This is a genomic window from Dendronalium sp. ChiSLP03b (genome assembly GCF_034531165.2).
GTDB lineage: Bacteria > Cyanobacteriota > Cyanobacteriia > Cyanobacteriales > Nostocaceae > Dendronalium > Dendronalium minutum.
Genome location: NZ_JAVRBR020000047.1, coordinates 18,689 through 34,438 on the forward strand (window position 1 = coordinate 18,689; position 15,750 = coordinate 34,438).

At 41.6% G+C, this 15,750-nt stretch carries 19 protein-coding genes and 1 pseudogene; 16 read left to right on the top strand and 4 right to left on the bottom strand.

Translation table 11 applies throughout. The annotated features are described in order from the left end of the window. Positions 1-11 precede the first annotated feature (11 nt). The 11 genes from RMY31_RS12320 (at position 12) to RMY31_RS12370 (ending at position 7,652) form a co-directional block, all read left to right on the top strand. A complete protein-coding gene (locus RMY31_RS12320; RefSeq protein ID WP_409877872.1) occupies positions 12-344 on the top strand; it encodes a hypothetical protein in 333 nt (110 codons plus the stop codon). Positions 345-620: 276 nt separating this feature from the next. Beyond that, a complete protein-coding gene (locus RMY31_RS12325; protein ID WP_409877873.1) occupies positions 621-977 on the top strand; it encodes a hypothetical protein in 357 nt (118 codons plus the stop codon). An 81-nt stretch (positions 978-1,058) separates the two neighbouring features. Beyond that, positions 1,059-1,775, top strand: a complete 717-nt coding sequence (locus tag RMY31_RS12330; RefSeq protein WP_409877874.1) for a hypothetical protein — start codon at positions 1,059-1,061, stop codon at positions 1,773-1,775. A 177-nt stretch (positions 1,776-1,952) separates the two neighbouring features. Next, the gene (locus RMY31_RS12335; RefSeq protein ID WP_409877875.1) at positions 1,953-2,123 is read left to right on the top strand and encodes a hypothetical protein; all 171 of its coding nucleotides are present in this window, start codon (positions 1,953-1,955) and stop codon (positions 2,121-2,123) included. A gap of 9 nt (positions 2,124-2,132) precedes the next feature. Next, complete coding sequence (locus tag RMY31_RS12340; RefSeq protein WP_409877876.1) at positions 2,133-2,543, top strand: hypothetical protein; 411 nt, start codon at positions 2,133-2,135, stop codon at positions 2,541-2,543. Positions 2,544-2,545: 2 nt separating this feature from the next. Continuing rightward, positions 2,546-3,262: a hypothetical protein gene (locus RMY31_RS12345; RefSeq protein ID WP_409877877.1), complete on the top strand. Its 717-nt coding sequence runs from the start codon at positions 2,546-2,548 to the stop codon at positions 3,260-3,262. Between the two features lie 12 nt (positions 3,263-3,274). Beyond that, on the top strand, positions 3,275-5,095 hold the full coding sequence (locus tag RMY31_RS12350) for a hypothetical protein (protein WP_409877878.1): 1,821 nt from the start codon (positions 3,275-3,277) through the stop codon (positions 5,093-5,095). A 19-nt stretch (positions 5,096-5,114) separates the two neighbouring features. After that, positions 5,115-5,780: a hypothetical protein gene (locus tag RMY31_RS12355; protein WP_409877879.1), complete on the top strand. Its 666-nt coding sequence runs from the start codon at positions 5,115-5,117 to the stop codon at positions 5,778-5,780. 198 nt (positions 5,781-5,978) lie between these two features. Further along, positions 5,979-6,290, top strand: a complete 312-nt coding sequence (locus RMY31_RS12360; RefSeq protein WP_409877880.1) for a hypothetical protein — start codon at positions 5,979-5,981, stop codon at positions 6,288-6,290. Between the two features lie 20 nt (positions 6,291-6,310). After that, entirely contained in the window at positions 6,311-6,823 is a 513-nt protein-coding gene (locus tag RMY31_RS12365) for a hypothetical protein (protein ID WP_409877881.1), read from the top strand. A 217-nt stretch (positions 6,824-7,040) separates the two neighbouring features. Further along, positions 7,041-7,652 carry a Uma2 family endonuclease gene (locus RMY31_RS12370; RefSeq protein WP_409877882.1) on the top strand — a complete coding sequence of 204 codons (612 nt, stop codon included), beginning with the start codon at positions 7,041-7,043 and terminating at the stop codon, positions 7,650-7,652. Here the strand turns inward: RMY31_RS12370 and RMY31_RS12375 are convergent. From RMY31_RS12375 to RMY31_RS12385, 3 genes are all read right to left on the bottom strand, one after another. Further along, positions 7,614-9,893 carry an ATP-dependent RecD-like DNA helicase gene (locus tag RMY31_RS12375; protein ID WP_409877883.1) on the bottom strand — a complete coding sequence of 760 codons (2,280 nt, stop codon included), beginning with the start codon at positions 9,891-9,893 and terminating at the stop codon, positions 7,614-7,616. The two genes, RMY31_RS12370 and RMY31_RS12375, sit on opposite strands and share 39 nt — an antisense overlap. A gap of 82 nt (positions 9,894-9,975) precedes the next feature. Continuing rightward, complete coding sequence (locus tag RMY31_RS12380) at positions 9,976-10,923, bottom strand: ParB/RepB/Spo0J family partition protein (RefSeq protein ID WP_409877884.1); 948 nt, start codon at positions 10,921-10,923, stop codon at positions 9,976-9,978. Further along, positions 10,920-11,687: a ParA family protein gene (locus RMY31_RS12385; protein ID WP_409877885.1), complete on the bottom strand. Its 768-nt coding sequence runs from the start codon at positions 11,685-11,687 to the stop codon at positions 10,920-10,922. The genes RMY31_RS12380 and RMY31_RS12385 overlap by 4 nt, the downstream gene beginning before the upstream one ends. Positions 11,688-11,869: 182 nt before the next feature. Between RMY31_RS12385 and RMY31_RS12390 the strand changes: the two genes are divergently transcribed. The 5 genes from RMY31_RS12390 (at position 11,870) to RMY31_RS12410 (ending at position 15,199) form a co-directional block, all read left to right on the top strand. Next, positions 11,870-12,385 (top strand): hypothetical protein, encoded by a 516-nt coding sequence (locus RMY31_RS12390; RefSeq protein ID WP_409877886.1) that lies wholly within the window; start codon positions 11,870-11,872, stop codon positions 12,383-12,385. Positions 12,386-12,437: 52 nt separating this feature from the next. Next, positions 12,438-12,953, top strand: a complete 516-nt coding sequence (locus RMY31_RS12395) for a hypothetical protein (RefSeq protein ID WP_409877887.1) — start codon at positions 12,438-12,440, stop codon at positions 12,951-12,953. Between the two features lie 173 nt (positions 12,954-13,126). Continuing rightward, positions 13,127-14,089 carry a ParM/StbA family protein gene (locus tag RMY31_RS12400; RefSeq protein ID WP_409877888.1) on the top strand — a complete coding sequence of 321 codons (963 nt, stop codon included), beginning with the start codon at positions 13,127-13,129 and terminating at the stop codon, positions 14,087-14,089. A gap of 7 nt (positions 14,090-14,096) precedes the next feature. Then, positions 14,097-14,402, top strand: a complete 306-nt coding sequence (locus tag RMY31_RS12405) for a hypothetical protein (RefSeq protein WP_409877889.1) — start codon at positions 14,097-14,099, stop codon at positions 14,400-14,402. Between the two features lie 182 nt (positions 14,403-14,584). Further along, positions 14,585-15,199 (top strand): hypothetical protein, encoded by a 615-nt coding sequence (locus RMY31_RS12410; protein ID WP_409877890.1) that lies wholly within the window; start codon positions 14,585-14,587, stop codon positions 15,197-15,199. On the opposite strand, the pseudogene RMY31_RS12415 reads toward RMY31_RS12410, so the two are convergent. Then, a pseudogene (locus RMY31_RS12415) lies at positions 15,196-15,603 on the bottom strand (transposase); the annotation flags it as partial. The gene RMY31_RS12410 and the pseudogene RMY31_RS12415 sit on opposite strands and share 4 nt — an antisense overlap. Positions 15,604-15,750: the final 147 nt, after the last annotated feature.

Here is a 15,750-nt window from a genome sequence, read left to right on the forward strand (position 1 = left end):
AGGTTAAAGACATGGTACGAGGATTAGAGAGTAAGAATCAAGCTGTTGATTTTTGTCTTTGGGATGAAAGCGAGGATAAACCCAAAAACAAGCTTGAAGAGATTGCAGCAGAAGCGATTAAGTTAGCTGGGTTGACTGTCAGAATTGGTGAATATGAATTCGTGTCAACAGCAGTTAGATTGCTTGAGCCATTTATTAGTGCATGGTATCGCAAGGCGGAATTAGATCCACCGTCCACCGCGACAATATCGAGATGGTTCTATACTTCACCGCCGAAGTGGGCGATCGCTTTATTAGTGAATGAGAAAGAAAAAATTTTTCAAAAACTTTCGCCAAAATGCTGAATTACGCGAAATCCTAAAACTTTGCAAAATCCGGAAAAGTCCTTGCATTCAATAATTGGCTTTTTTATTGTTAAAGAACAAGGTCAATAGACAGTCAATACACCATCAAGTGACGGTGAATGTGATGTCAAATTAACACGGAATTGACACGGGTATTGACCATGTTTTTTATACTATTGACTACTTATTGACCATCTATTGATGAACCCGGCATGGAGAGAAGAACTTTTTAGTCAAAAACCCACCTTTTCAGGGTTAAACCCCCTGGTTTTACCCATGACCAATGCGAAAATGCGGCGAATTTTGGACATTTGCTATCGTACATGGTTACGTTGGGCAGAGGTGGCTGAAACCATTCCTCAGTATAAACTAGCACAAATTCAAATGCAGAAGATGGCAAAGGAAAAAAGACTCAGAGCGCCATTAATTCGTCCGTATCAAGTGTGGGTGTTAGGTAAGGTTGGTGAAGTGTTTGGGGATTTAGACCAAGGTACAACCAAGATTGAAATAGTCAAGTCAATTGTTGAAGCGAATAAATCAGAATACACAGAATCAAAATTTGAAGCTGAACAAATCAGATTCACTCAACCACTCATACCAATTCCAAATTCCAAATTCCAAATTCCAAATTAAGAAATCTAGACTTTGCATAGGTTTCTGGGTTTGGCTCTGTATCAGAATTTTAGTGAAATGGCATCACAGGAGAATTACAGAATGTCTGAAACTCAAGATAAATTCAGTCGCAAAGATTTGTTTGAATTGCTCAGTGAAAAATACTCAACAGAAAAAATCATTGCTGGTTTACAGGAGTTGGCTAAGTTTGACTCAAGTATCGATCCGGAAGCTGAACAATTCAGTATTAATGTTGTCGATTGCTTAGAGAGGCTGTTCAATTTAGCGCAAACCACCCTCGACAAATCGAAGCTGTTAGGAGGTGGGAGTAGTTTGGCGAATATACAAACTCAAGCCATAGAAACTGTGAGCGAACAGTTGAGAATTGAAGGAGTCAGCCAAGAAACATTTAAAGCATTCCTTGACATTGTGGCGGGGAAGGCTGTAGCTCAAGCATTTGCGGTTCATCAGTTATCTCAAGAGTTGTTCGATGAAATTACCAATGAGCTTGATGCTCGTTCATTGAAAAGAAGAACAGAGCAAGGCTTTGATGAAATAGCTTTTATTTATCAGTTGGCCAAGAATCCTGAAATCAGACAACGTATCACCCAAGAATATGGGTTAAAGACTGGGGTAGAAATCAAACAAGAAGTCCAAAACCTAACCGAAACTTCCACCCCTGGTTTTGACCCCGAAGCATTCTTGCAAGAACTAGGAGTACCGACACCAGAAAAAAAGTCTACACAACCGACGACAATCCAGGACTTGAAAAATTTGACACGCTGTTTATTCCAAAAACAAATCCAATCTCCAACTTAAAATGGCGCAAGTTTTTGGAACAGAATCAAATAGGGTTCTCAATCATTTTTTTACTAGTTTGCATTGGGTTGTCTGTGTACATTCGTCTTACTCACGCACCAGCATCCCAAACAAATACAGATATGGAACAGACTCAACTTTTGCAGTGAACTATTCAGCAGAATAATTGAGGTGGTTATGAGTTTAGAACGCGAAATACTAAATGCTATCGGCTTTGAAACTTCCCAATTAGAACCGGAAGGGGAAGTGAATCAGGTTGAACAAACAGTTGTTGAGGATGAACCGATTGCAGATACCATTAGTAACTTTGGCAAAATTTTAGAGCAATACGAACCAGTTTCAAGCTAATTCCTGGTTATGAAATACCAAAAGCAAGCACTGTTGGGATTAATCGGAATGGGCTTAATCGCTAGTCCTTGGTTATTGCAACTGCCAGCCCAATTCAAGACTTACAACAGTGGCATTACGATCCGAGAGTCAGAAGAACTAGAGCGTATTAAAGCCGAGCAAAGGGCACAAACCGCTGACAAGATTAATTCTTTGGGAGTTATGCCTTCGTTTCGGAAGTTGCGACTTCGTGATTATTTGGACTCGTTTAGACATAACCCTAGACCAGATACTACAGGTTATCTCGAAGATGAAACGATTTTTGTTTATGACTCAACAGGTAAGTGCGTTGGGCGAATTGAAGCTAGGCAATGGCTATGGAAATATCGATTTAAAAATGCCTGCTTCAATTCGCCGCTTTATCAAAGTTCTCAAGGTTAATTATGAAGTATCTGACTCCAAAGGGAGCTAACTCAAAACCAAACCCAGAATCATCACCACAAAGCCAGCCCAAAAAAGCACCGAGCGACAACCTAGAATTATTGGCCAGATGGATTGTGGCCCTTATATCACTGCCAGTTATCTTTATTTCGCATATCGTTGCTCAATTCGTTACTCCCGGCACATCAGGATATAAGCTCGTTGGGGCAATCGGTTTCTGGATTGGTACACTGCTTTCGACTGATAGCATTTGGCAGGTTTTATTTCAAGGAAAACCCCTCCTGCCTTGGTTCGAGTCTGAATGGATTGGCTGGTTTGGTTGGGTACAGTTGCCGTTCAATTTATTATTCTGGATTAGTTTCGGCATCTCTGCACTCGTACAAGTTATGGAAGCTCGGACATTGCGGGGCAAAGACCCAGATCAAGCAAAGAATGAGTTTGAGGAATCAAAACAATACACACTCGGCAGCAAACCCACTGGTAATATCGACCTGACAGTGGCTTTGTGGGGTGATTACAAAGTGGCTGGGATGAAACAGCGTCATACAGGGGGAGCGATCGCATTATTTTTCTGGGTTGTGGATTTGACTACCACCTTCGTCGGGCGCAATCCCTTCCGCTACACTAATCCAGGCACAATCATAGCTTGCTTTGCTTACAACATCGTCTCCATGATGGCTGGCGAAATTGGTTTCAGTATTTGGAAATTGACTAAATAACAGAGAAAGAAGATGGAACAAATACCAATGCTAGGCACAAAAGAAACGGCACAGTTACGTGGCGATTATCCTGGCATTGAGTATTTAGAAGCTGGTAACATCGCCTCTTGGTTACAGGAAAGGCAAGACCAGTTGTTAGTCCGCGCCAAGGACGAACGCAACGCGATGAATCTCGCTAAGTTCATCACTTTGGCTACAGCTCTTACTGGTGCTGTTTGTTATGCCACATCTCCCCTTGCTCCTATTGGGGCGGTGGTTGCAGGAGTTGGTTATCTCTGGTCGATTGTTCAGGATTTAAACGATACCCATCAATTCGCACCCATTCCCTTTATTCGTGGCGACTTTTTCACTTTCCTTTCGGCAATGGGTGATAGTGCCGCTAGAGAGGAATATTTTGCTAACTCCAATGAACTTGCTGAAGTTATGCTGCACTTGGAGCCAATGGAGAAATACGAGTTCGCCATGCTCAAGCAATGTTCTCATGTTGTGTGTGAGTACCTGAGTGCCGTTGATCCTGGGAAAAGATTTTACGCTTACCGTTGGTTGTTGGACTGGTTTATCCAACTTAAAGGACATTTCCCCACTCGTGAACAACTATCTGGTCATTTGGCACAAGTTACTATTGACCCCAGAGTGGACTATCGGCAGGTGACTGCTATCCAACAAGCAGTTAAACCACAGAATTTGGGGATTCCCCCAACGCGGTTTGCTTCTTTACCAACTCCAGTCTCTCAAACAACCGAAACCTCAGACCCTCAAATTTACCAGAATGAGGTTTATCCCCTGTTGACTAATGAATCCTCATTTACAACAGCCCCAAATCCATCAATTAATACCGAAATCTCCACCTATACCTCAAAACCTAATACTAACTATGACTTAATTGGTCACATCGCTAAGAAAGTTACCAACATGCTGTGGGTTGGTGTCCCTGGTTCCGGCAAGGGCATCACCATTAGCAATGCAATAGATGCTATCAAGCGACTGCATCCTCTTATACACATCTTTTATATTGACCCCAAGGGTGACGAGAAAGAAACTGGATATTTTAAGGGTCGTGTTGATACCCTCAAACGCGCCAAGATTGTTGAAATGTCGCCAGTCGAAGCGGTCAAGTGGGTCAAAGACTGTTTTACCGAGTTCCAAAAAATCTCCGGTTCTAAGCTCATCATTTTAGATGAAGGCACTGCTGTTTGTTCCAAGTTCAAAAATGCCAAGGGTGAGATTGGTTGGCTCAAGGACAAAATCATCTCTTACTGTTCTTGTGGTGATAGCTCCGGTTGGCATTTTTGGATTGTCGTGCAGAATCCTCACACGGACGACTTGGGTATCTCTGGCGGACTGCGATCGCAGTTAACTTCAGTGGCGTTAGTTCATCCTGATAACGTCCCTGCTTACAACGCCATGATCGCCACCCAACTGATTCCTAGCGATCGCAAGATTACTTCAACACAAGTGATGGAGATTGCCGAGCGATCGCCTGTTGGTCGAGCCGTGTACTACGGCGGCATCAACGAATGGTTCCCTATGCCACAGCTAAAAAACTTCTCTGGCTACGACAGGGACAGCAACAGGTTTATTGATTCTGCACCAAGCGCTCGTCAATCTTCTCAAACCGAAACTAATTCATCGATTGACACACCAAAAACCCAAGCTCAACAGATGTTGGCACTGTTAGAAAAAACCACAGCCAATTCAATCGATGAGTTTATTCAAAACGAGTTGCAATTAGATGGCGTTCCACCAGAGCTTATCCGTTTGGGAATCGAAAGATTACTCCAGAATTCTCATCTTAAATATAAGTTCGACGGCTGGAATAATAACCAAAATTAATGTTTCCGGTATAACAACTATGCAAGACAACAATCAAGGCAATTCCCCAAAATCAACTTCAACCCCTAATGAAACTATAGCGGCTAGTATTGCTAAGTTTCTTAACAGCCTCTCTCAAAGTTTCCAACTCTCAGAACGAGAAGCACAAGTTCAAAAACAATGGTTAGAAAATATGAAAAATAACAAGCTTCTGCAATCAAAACAAGAGTTTATTATTGAAGCTAACCATCAAATGCCAATCTTGTTAACTTCAAAGTCAAGGTTAGTAGTTCTAGAATCAATACTTGTTGCTCGTGCCAGAGATGGTAAACCCATAGATGATTTAGTTGCAGCGATTAAGATTGTTAGAAAAAATGTTATTGAGTTTGAGCTTCAATCCAATCAAGACTCACAATATCAAAAAAGTAATAAATTTAATAAGAATAAACACACAGTAGTTAAATATGAACATCGTTATGATATTCCAATCCTTAGCGAAATTGGAATTTTGATTTATGACCTACGAAATATTTTACTGCTTGCACCATTATTAGCAGTAGTTTATATTTTACTTTTCTCAATAGCTAACCCTAAAATATGTAATGACTGGGAAAATGTTAATGGTATTTACGAAAACAAAAGTATGTACTGTCAGATTTTAAATAAGTTGAATCGTTTTCTTCAAGACTATCAAAAGGTGGACTAAAGTTCCTACTCTTAGTAAATTATAAAGCAAACGCATCTCAAGGAGAAAAAACTCTTTAATAGCAGGAGTTTGGACATTTGATAATTTAACCTTTTTTCCGTCAGGCTCATTATTCAGCATGATTTTCAGAAATTATGTACTTTCGCTCTGTAGTAACTTATAGTTTAGTTTTCAATTATTTTGTAGAGATATTATCTGATGATTAAACTACTCATTCGGTGTCTGCCTGACTCAATTATTGATGCTATCAATACTCATTCTTTAGTCGAGTTAGACAGACGCAAGCTGATAGTCTGGGCAGAAGACATGCCAGTTGTAGAGTTAGACGATGAAAACTCGGCATTTAATTTGGCTTCCCGTTTTTTGGAAGTTACACCTGAAAATATGTTGGAAGTTTTCAAGGCGATTGCTCAAATCTACACTAACTACGGAAACTGTTTGGCTTTCACCTACTTGATGGAAATTTTGGCAGAATACTTTGATTTAATTAAGGATGTGGACAATGTATAACGACTACGACCACTTAAGTTTTGAAGAGCGCCTACAACTTACTGGATCTGAAATCCAGCGACGACATTAGCAACGAATGTTCGGATTTGTTGCTTGGAGCGACACTAGGAGAATCTAGAACTAATCAGCCTCAAGAATGCAAGAAGATTGGTATCAGCAAAAAAATCAATACGGATACAGAACAAAACTTCTTGTTTTTGAATGAAAGAATTGCTACCAAATATAATCCCTTTTACAAAGGTGAGTATTTAGTAATTCAAACTTATCTTCGTGAGAAAAAACTAATCGTTGAGCATAGTAGTTTTGACTATCAACAAGCAACAAGTAGCTGTGAACTAAAAAATCTCGCTCATGATTATTCATCTTCTGATGAAGAGGATGATGATTTTGAGTTTGACGACCAATTAACTAAACCAATCGCTTGCATCGGTTGCGCTAACTATCACGGTGTTGAGTATGGGGGCAACGTGTTAGTGTGTGCAATGCAGCCACAGGGGTGGAATGACGAGAATTGCCCTGATTTTTGCTCATGATAAGATTCACGAATCAGTCAAACAGTACAAGCAAGAAGAACAATAATAATGTATAAAATCATCTATCGAACAGTTGATGTTGAAAACTAGTATAGTAGTACTGAAAATTATGAAGGCTCTGCTCGGCTACCGGATAACTATCACGCGACTTACTGTCGGCAAGGAAAAGCTAAAATTACAAGATGAAGGTTTTGAATAATAAAAGTGGACAAGGACAATGGTTCAATCAACTCCTAAAACTCTTACTGTTGATGAATTCATTACTTACTACGGCGACAACGAACGCTATGAGCTAATTGATGGTGAATTAATCGAGATGGAACCAACAGGGCCGCATGAGCAAGTATCTGCTTTCATTGGACGAAAACTGAATGTAGAAATTGACCGCCAGGAGCTAGACTATTTTATTCCCCATCGGTGTTTGATCAAACTTTTAGGGACAAATACTGCTTTTCGTCCTGATGTAATTGTATTAGATCAAACTCAACTAATTAATGAACCCCTCTGGCAACAAGAACCTGTAATTACATTACCAAACTCAATTAAACTAATTGCTGAAGTCGTCAGTACAAACTGGCAAAATGACTATGCTCGCAAAGCTGAAGACTATGCCTTGTTAGGAATACCTGAGTATTGGATTGTTGATTATCTAGGTATTGGTGGTAGAGAATATATTGGCAAACCCAAACAACCAACAATCACAATTTGTACATTGCAAGAAGACGAGTATCAAAAAAATTTATTTCAAAGTAATGAGCAACTTGTTTCCTCAATCTTTCCCAATCTACAACTAACGGCACAACAAATTTTTGCGGCTGGGCAGATTTAAGTTTGAATTGATCCCAACTAACCTAGAACGCAACCGTGTGTATCGCTCTTGGTCATCAGTAGACCGTACAGCTAGAGATATCGCTTTTTTAGAGCCAATCACGATCGCTAACTTCTTGGCACGAGTCAATCCTGTATAAAATAAGTTCCGTGACAGCATCATGTAGTGTTGCAGATATAGTGGCAGTATCACCACTGAATACTCTGACCCTTGGCTTTTATGAATAGTAACGCTCCAGGCAAGGGCAATCTCATTCAGGTCAGCATAGTCATAGATGACAGTACGCTCGCCATACTGCACAGCAACTTCTTGCTCGGTGGTATCAATGCTTTGGATAATCCCCAAATCCCCATTAAACACTTCCCGGTTGTAGTCGTTCATTTGCTGAATGACGCGATCGCCTTCTCGTAGTAAACTACCACCCCTGGTAATCTCCACCTTGTCTGGTGTTGGTGGATTAATCAACTGCTGCAACACGGTATTCAAGTTCCGAGTACCGACTACTCCCCGTGTCATTGGGCAAAGCACCTGTACATCAGTAGCCGGATTAAACCCCAAGCGAGGAATCAAGTCCCTCACCAGTTCACAAATCGCTTGCACTCCATGCTCAGGCTCAAATCCACCACCATGCCACAAGCAGTCTGACACGGGATTGTCAGAAATTGGCTCCATCGTGGGATACTGTCCTCGGTTGATTTGGTGAGCGGCGGTGATGATGGCACTTTCTTGAGCTTGCCGAAACACCTGGGTCAACCGAACTACTGGCAGTCGGAGAGAATTAATCAGGTCGGCAAGTACCTGACCTGGGCCTACCGAGGGCAGCTGGTCGATATCTCCCACTAATAATAGTTGCGCTCCACCAGCCACAGCTTTGACTAAAGAATACGCTAGAAACAAGTCAAGCATACTAGCTTCATCAGCAATAATTGCACTATGGGCTAAAGGATTTTCATCGTCGCGCTTAAAGTTCATTGAGCGTGGGTCAAACTCAAGCAAGCGATGTATGGTCTTTGCCTCAAGTCCAGTCATCTCTGCCAAGCGTTGTGCAGCCCGTCCAGTTGGTGCAGCCAAAGCAATGGATTTGCCCATCGCCTTCCACAATTGGACTATAGTGTACGTAGTGAAGGTCTTGCCTACACCAGGCCCGCCTGTCAAAATCATTACACGAGAATAAGCAGCCATCTCTACTGCTTGCTGTTGCTGTTCTGAAAGCTGAATTTTTTGAGCTAATGTAAAACGCTCAAGCCAAGCACGGACGCGAGGAATGTCCTGTGCCACGGGTTGGCTCAAACGCCCTAAGATTAATTGTGCTAACTTTTGCTCAGTATGAAAGTAAGTCGGTTTGTAGCACAACAGCGTTTGCTCTGGAGTTTTCTCCCTGATTAGCTCATCAGAGAGTGCCATGTCTTTAATTGTTTGAGCGATCGCATCCTCAGTTGGCTGATGAGATTCAGTAGTCAGTAGCTTAATTACCGAGTCAATTAGTTCGCTCTGGGGCAAGTAGCAGTGACCATCCTCCGCAGCTTCGCTTAAAGCATGAATTAGTCCCGCGCAATATCTGAATTCACTATCAGGAGCAATTCCTACATTCCGAGCAATCTTATCAGCAGTCAGAAAACCGATACCATAGATGTCGGCTGCTAACTGGTATGGGTTTTCTGAAACTGTGGCGATCGCCTGATCTTGGTATTGCTTATAAATCTTGACTGCGTAGGTAGTAGAAACACCATGACCTTGGAGAAACACCATCACTTCTTTGATGGCTTTTTGAGTTTCCCAAGCATTTTTAATTAACTTGATGCGCTTTTTGGCGATGCCTTGGACTTCGATGAGGCGCTCAATCTGGTTTTCGATGATGTCCAATGTTTCTAAGCCAAAGTGAGCGACAATGCGCTTGGCTGTGACTGGGCCTACTCCTTTAATTAGTCCACTGCCTAAGTACTTCTCAATTCCTGTGAGAGTCGCGGGTTTTGTTTCTCTGTAATTGACGACTTGGAATTGTGGCCCGTATTGTGGATGATCGCGCCAGAAACCTGTGAGTTGCAGTGTTTGCCCTGGTTGGATATTGGCGAAGCTGCCAGTAATTGTCGTGAGGTCTTTTGCACCAGGGCGCACTAGCCGCGCTACAGTATAGCCTGATTCTTCTGAGCAAAAAGTCAGGCGTTCCACCACTCCGGTAATGGTTTCGTGGTGAGGAGTGGCATTGAGTTGTTGAGGAGAAAGATTAGGCAGAGTGGACATTGCTTTCTAAAAATGCCGCACATCATTATAAGCTTAGAAGTGGATTTATTATAGTACATAAATACTATAATAAATGGTAACATTATTCAGGTGAGTTTTCATCTAAAAGTGACTCGATTTGAGTAAGTAATTTTTCTAAAGTTTTTTGTTTTTTGGGATTGTCCCAAACGGACGCTTTCTGCAATCTGCTTGATGCTTGTTTGTAGCGTTCCTTAAGAGATATCGATTCTGAAGTAATTGTTGTACGAGCTGCTTTAATGCGTTCGTTAATCTGTGTTAAAGACAAGTTTTCTGTTATGGCAGCTTTCATGAGTGCCATTCTTTGAGATACATCCTTTACACGAGCAATAGCAGTGGCTTTAGTGTACTCAATTTGACCTTGACGTAGGACATCTAGCACATCTTGAGGTAGTTTAAGTAATGGTAAACGACTACTTACAAAAGATTCCCAGGATATTATCCCTAATGTATCAAAAAGAGCTTTAATAGCAAGTGATTCTTCACTACCCAAAACGTTTTGGGTAACTTTTCCTTTAGCTTCATTCTGCATTCGGTAGAGTAGTGAGACTATATTATTAGTACTTTGTTTCAATCGCAAACTTAGAAGTTGAAGTACACCTTCAGTTTCTTCGACTGGATTTAAATCTTCCCTCGCCAAGTTTTCAACGAGCGATATTTGCAATGCTTCTTGCTCGTTAAACTCCCTAATGACAACAGGTACTTCTTCTAGCCCAACCATTTGGGCTGCACGTAAGCGACGCTCTCCAGCAACAAGTTCGTATTCTTCTTGTTGGGGACGGACAAGGAGAGGTTCAAGGATACCATGCTCTTGAATTGATAATGCAAGCTGTCCAAGCTTTTCAGCATCGAAGTAGCGTCGAGGTTGTGAGTGAGGCAGTTTGATCTTACTAATAGTTATATTGTGTGGTGAGCTATTGGCAGTTTCATTGTGGTTAAAGTTTTCACCAAGTAGAGCGGCTACACCTTTTAAGTTGCTGGTATAAGGTTTGTCTTTTTTACTAGTAATCACGGGAGTTTTTCTAAATCCGAAGTTATTTTCTGGAGTGCAGTGACAGCAGGATGTTTAGGGCTATATAGTGCTAAGGGTAAGCGCGCCTCACTTGCATCTGCAAAAGCAATAGTTTTAGGGATTGGCTCATAGACTGTTGCTAGTGGCGAGAGTTGTGACAATATCGCTTTCATAGTTCTACTTTCTTGAGCAGTACGTGCGTCATACATTGTTGGAATAAAGCCAGCAATTGCGAGATCTTTGTTAGCTCCTTTACGGAGTGATGCTACAGTCCTTAATAGTAAATCAGTTCCTTGAAAAGATTTGAATTGACATTGAATTGGTACCAATACATGTGTCGCCGCTACTAAACTAATAACGCTCAGTATGCCCAAAGATGGGGGACAGTCTATCAAAATAAAATCGTATTTGTCCAGTATGGATGCAAGTGCATTTTTGAGACGCATCTCACGCATTAACGCCGCAACCAGTTCGAGTTCGGCGGCACTTAAATTGATGTTAGCAGGAGTTAAACTCATGCCGTGAATTAGTTCAGGGTAGATTGGCAATGGATCTTCACCTACCACTGCTTCATACACAGTATTAGTAAATTGTTCTGGTTCTAGACCCATAAATGTTGTTAGTGACGCTTGTGGGTCCATATCTATAAGTAAAACGCGATTTTTCTTCTTTTGAGTAAGATGATAGCCCAAGTTCATGGTTAAACTGGTCTTACCTACTCCCCCTGACTGATTGAATAGTGCAATAATACGAGTTTTGCTCACAGTTAGCTTTCGATTGAGAACTTTATAAATTGATGTCAAGAAAAATTAGAGTTCACAGTGAAGCTCTTAATACGGCTGATTTTATCCTTGAACACAGCTTTATACAACCAAAAGTTTCTAAATTAAAAGCTAAAATACAAAAGTTTTCAAGTCTGCCTAAGTTCATTTAACTTGAAGTATTCATGAAATCTACGCAGCGTCCATCCAAACCACCTAAGCAACAGTCCCAATCCCACAATCCTAACCCCAAGCCTAACCTGACTCCTGTTGCTGATGAACCACAAGAGCAACACCAAGCAGAATCTCAACCAGTCCCCAGCCCTGCTGATGAACCACCGCTGCAATCAGTAGAACCACCTGCGACCGCCTCACCTCATCATAAAGCACAGCAACAATCTAAAGTGCAGCGTCCATCAAAACTACATTCTGAAAAACCAGAGTTACTAGCAGAACGTTTTCAGCATGTAAAATTCCTAGACTGTGACAAACCAGTGAGCCGAATTATCTTTGAGTGTTGGCATTGCAATCAGGGAATAATTAGCGAGTTTACAGGCTCCCCTGTAATGGGTGAGTACAAAGGGCGACCTTCAATTATCCAACTTAAAGTTCAATGCCCAAACTGCGAGCAAACGGCTATTAGACTGAATACAGGGGAGGTGCTTTCGACTACGGCAATTCCTTCTCCTTGGAAACAATAAAGGCGATCGCCTAGCTCAAGAATTATTTAGGAGAAATATCAACAAGTGGATAATGCAAAAGCTGACATTGTTAACCTCAATAATAACTGTGCTAACAGCGCTCCCACTTACCAGTTGCAGTAACTTAACCACAGAACAGTATGAAGCTACAGCGCTCACCAGTTATATTTGGCAAGTTAAGTATAGTAATAACCTAACCGATCAACCGTTACCGCGTGTTGAAAGCTTTGCTACTAGTTCTGTGTTGAATCGAAATGGCTTGAAACCAATAGGAGCAATTATTGAACCAGATGACCAGGGGTTATGGTGGCCTACTTTGCCGCCACGACCAAGTATTGATGAAGTCGAACAACGTAAAAAACCTCAAGAACAGGCAGGCCAACCCGAATTGCAGAAAACTGTGAAATACCAAATAAGCTTTCGAGTGAGTGGTCAGCAGAGAACTCTACCGACAAATTATGAGGTTTATCGACAGGTAGTAAAAGCTTACCCATCCCGAATTCCTTTGCAATTGACTTTGGGTGTGAACGATAATTCAGTTGAGAAAGCTGAACCTGTAAGTAAGTAGTAACTCATTTTGTCTAGTTCTTTAAAAAATCTTGATGGGATATATATGGGTGCTATATGTACCCCATAAATGATTCAAAAATTTGATGACAATTTAACACCTATATAGGGTATATATAGGTGATGCTTAGGGTATTTTTGACTGCTTAACACTTTGTACCCCACTTGACCCCTATGTCGAATATTCACATTTTGCAAAAAATTTTTGCTGCTGGCTTTGATAACGGTTACGGTAGCGTAAAACTTCTAGTCGATGGCTTTGAAGTAGTTCGCGTCCCCAGTTATATTTCCATTATGGAAATGGAAGATGTACCAGGAAGAGTAGTTTTTAACGGTAATGCTTACACTGTTGGAGAATCAGCTTTCCGTGCAGGTTATCATTTTGAGCGCAACACAGATGACAATGAAAATAAGGTCAACAATGCGCTGTTGACATTACTGGGTGCATTAGCACATCTGCCACACCGTAAGGCTTGGCATCTCAAGTTAGTCGTCAGCTTACATGATGTGAGTCTGACCTCAAAGTTAGAACGAGTACTTAATGGAGAATATCAGCCAATACTTGCAGGCAATCAATCAGATGTCAAAGTAGAAGTCCTCAAGGTGATACCAGAGGGCATGGGTGCATTGTTTGGGCATCAACTCCCAGCAAAGTTAACGGTTCTAGACTTTGGCAACGGTACAACACTGTATTCTCGTTACTATCAAGGCAAGCGAGAAGTTCACACCCCCTATCCCACAGGCGTAGAAGTTCTCATCGATGACATTTCTCAAAAGATGAAACACCTCAATGGCGGGAAAATTGGGGATGCATCAAAGATTCGATTTTGTTTAGAAATGGGACATACCAAGTACAGCCGCGACATTGATATAAAAGATGTCTACACCAGTTGTTTAAAAGATTGGTACGAAAGATATTTAAAGAAAGTTGTGAATTTGACACTAGATGCCAAACACCAAGGGGATGAGATTTGGGCAATTGGTGGAGGCTGCCTGTTACCTGGATTTAAGAAGCTATTAGAGAAGAATGGTTTCAAAATTCTGGATAATCCAGTGGAAGCTAATGCGAATGGACTTCTAGAAATGGCAAAAGCCATTCTAAAAAAGAATTTTACTACAAGCACATTGGATAAATGAGGTAATAATGACAGACAAACAAGACTTGGCACCGGAAAAGGTTCGGATTAAAGATAGCTATCGAGAACGTATCTTCAAGGAGTCACAACAACTAGATAAAAGTTACCTGGAGACGCTTTACTTCATCATTGATTGCTATTTTGCTTTCAAAAAGGGTGCATTCCCTACTCAACAACTAGTCACTCACCCAAGTGCTTTCACCCCAATTACTACTGAGCAAAATAAACAACAGCAGGTAGACCCAACTTCATCTACAAGAGAAATTCTAGAAGATTCTGATAGCGTCACATTCACCCTTGATTTTGATTTGTGACGTAATATCCAGATAAACAGCGTTTTTTGCCAGGGTGTTTGTAGTTCTCAGCGCTGAGTCTGAAGTGGGACATAGAGAAAGAATCCGTATTTCGCCGCCAATACTGGACAGTATGCTGAAAACTCGGTGTTTACCAAAAACGCGCTAAACTGTCTGTACTACGGTATAGACGTGGTATAGAGATGGCGAACACAGAACGCGAATCAATTAACTTCAAACTCCCCAAAACCCTGACCAAAATACTCCGGGCCACCGCAAGAGAACGTAACACCACTGCAACTGATTTAGTTATCCAGGGTCTGTATCATATCCTGGGGCCAGTTGCGGGTACACAAACGAGTGTAGAAACCCGTCTTGTCGAACTGGAAACTACACTCAATTCTTACGCAAATCGTACAGACACTCGTGTAGAATCTAGTGTCGACGAGAGCTTAAAACAGAGACTATCACAGCTTGAGCAAAAAACTGAATTAATTACCCAAAAGTTAGCACAACTAGAAGGAGCGATCGCAATACTTTCCCAGCGTTCTTCAGGTACTTCGCGTCGGCAGTCATACAATTACCACCCACCACAGCTAGAACTGCAAGCGTATAAAGGGGAAAATCTCGCTAAAAGGTTGGGTGTCTCACTGGCAACTCTGGAGCAGGAACTAAAGAATCAGAATTCTAAAGATTTTGAAAACTGGTGTAGGTCAAGAGATCCTGGCTCTGTTGGCTGGCGCTATGGTAACGACAAACGGCTTTGTTGCATGAAACAGAAAAAAGATACACTAACTCTTAGTAAAGTTAGTAATTAGTCTTCCACTTTATAACTGTCTGGTTTGCCCAACTGAATCATGCGATTGAGAGCTGCACATTGCAGGAATAACTCGACGGCTTGATTATCAAAAAAACGTCGTCGTAACTTGCCACCAAAAATTACCTTGAGCCGAAACATGGCAGTTTCAGACGCATATCGTCGATGATAGCCGCTTTCTTGTTTCCATTGCTTGCGTCCAACTTGATGAACCCGGCGCAGATTTTCATCTCTCGGATGGGGCAGCGTTTTAGAGTTATCTGTTAATTGAATTTTGGCATTGCTGCGAGGAGGAATTGCCGCTTTGGCTTTGCGTTGAGCGATCGCATCGTAACAGTCAAAGGTATCATAGCTACCATCGCCCGATACTTGTTCAATACAGGGGTCAATCTGCTCCAACAAATCACTCCTAAGAAACACATTGCGTGGAGTCAGAAATGGGGGTAAGTTTTAAACCAAAAGCTAGAGCTTTTTTCTTAAGGTTATTAACTACCCGCTCTCGATAGCGTTGCTCATAAGCATCAACACCAGGGTCAATAAATTGATCGCCAG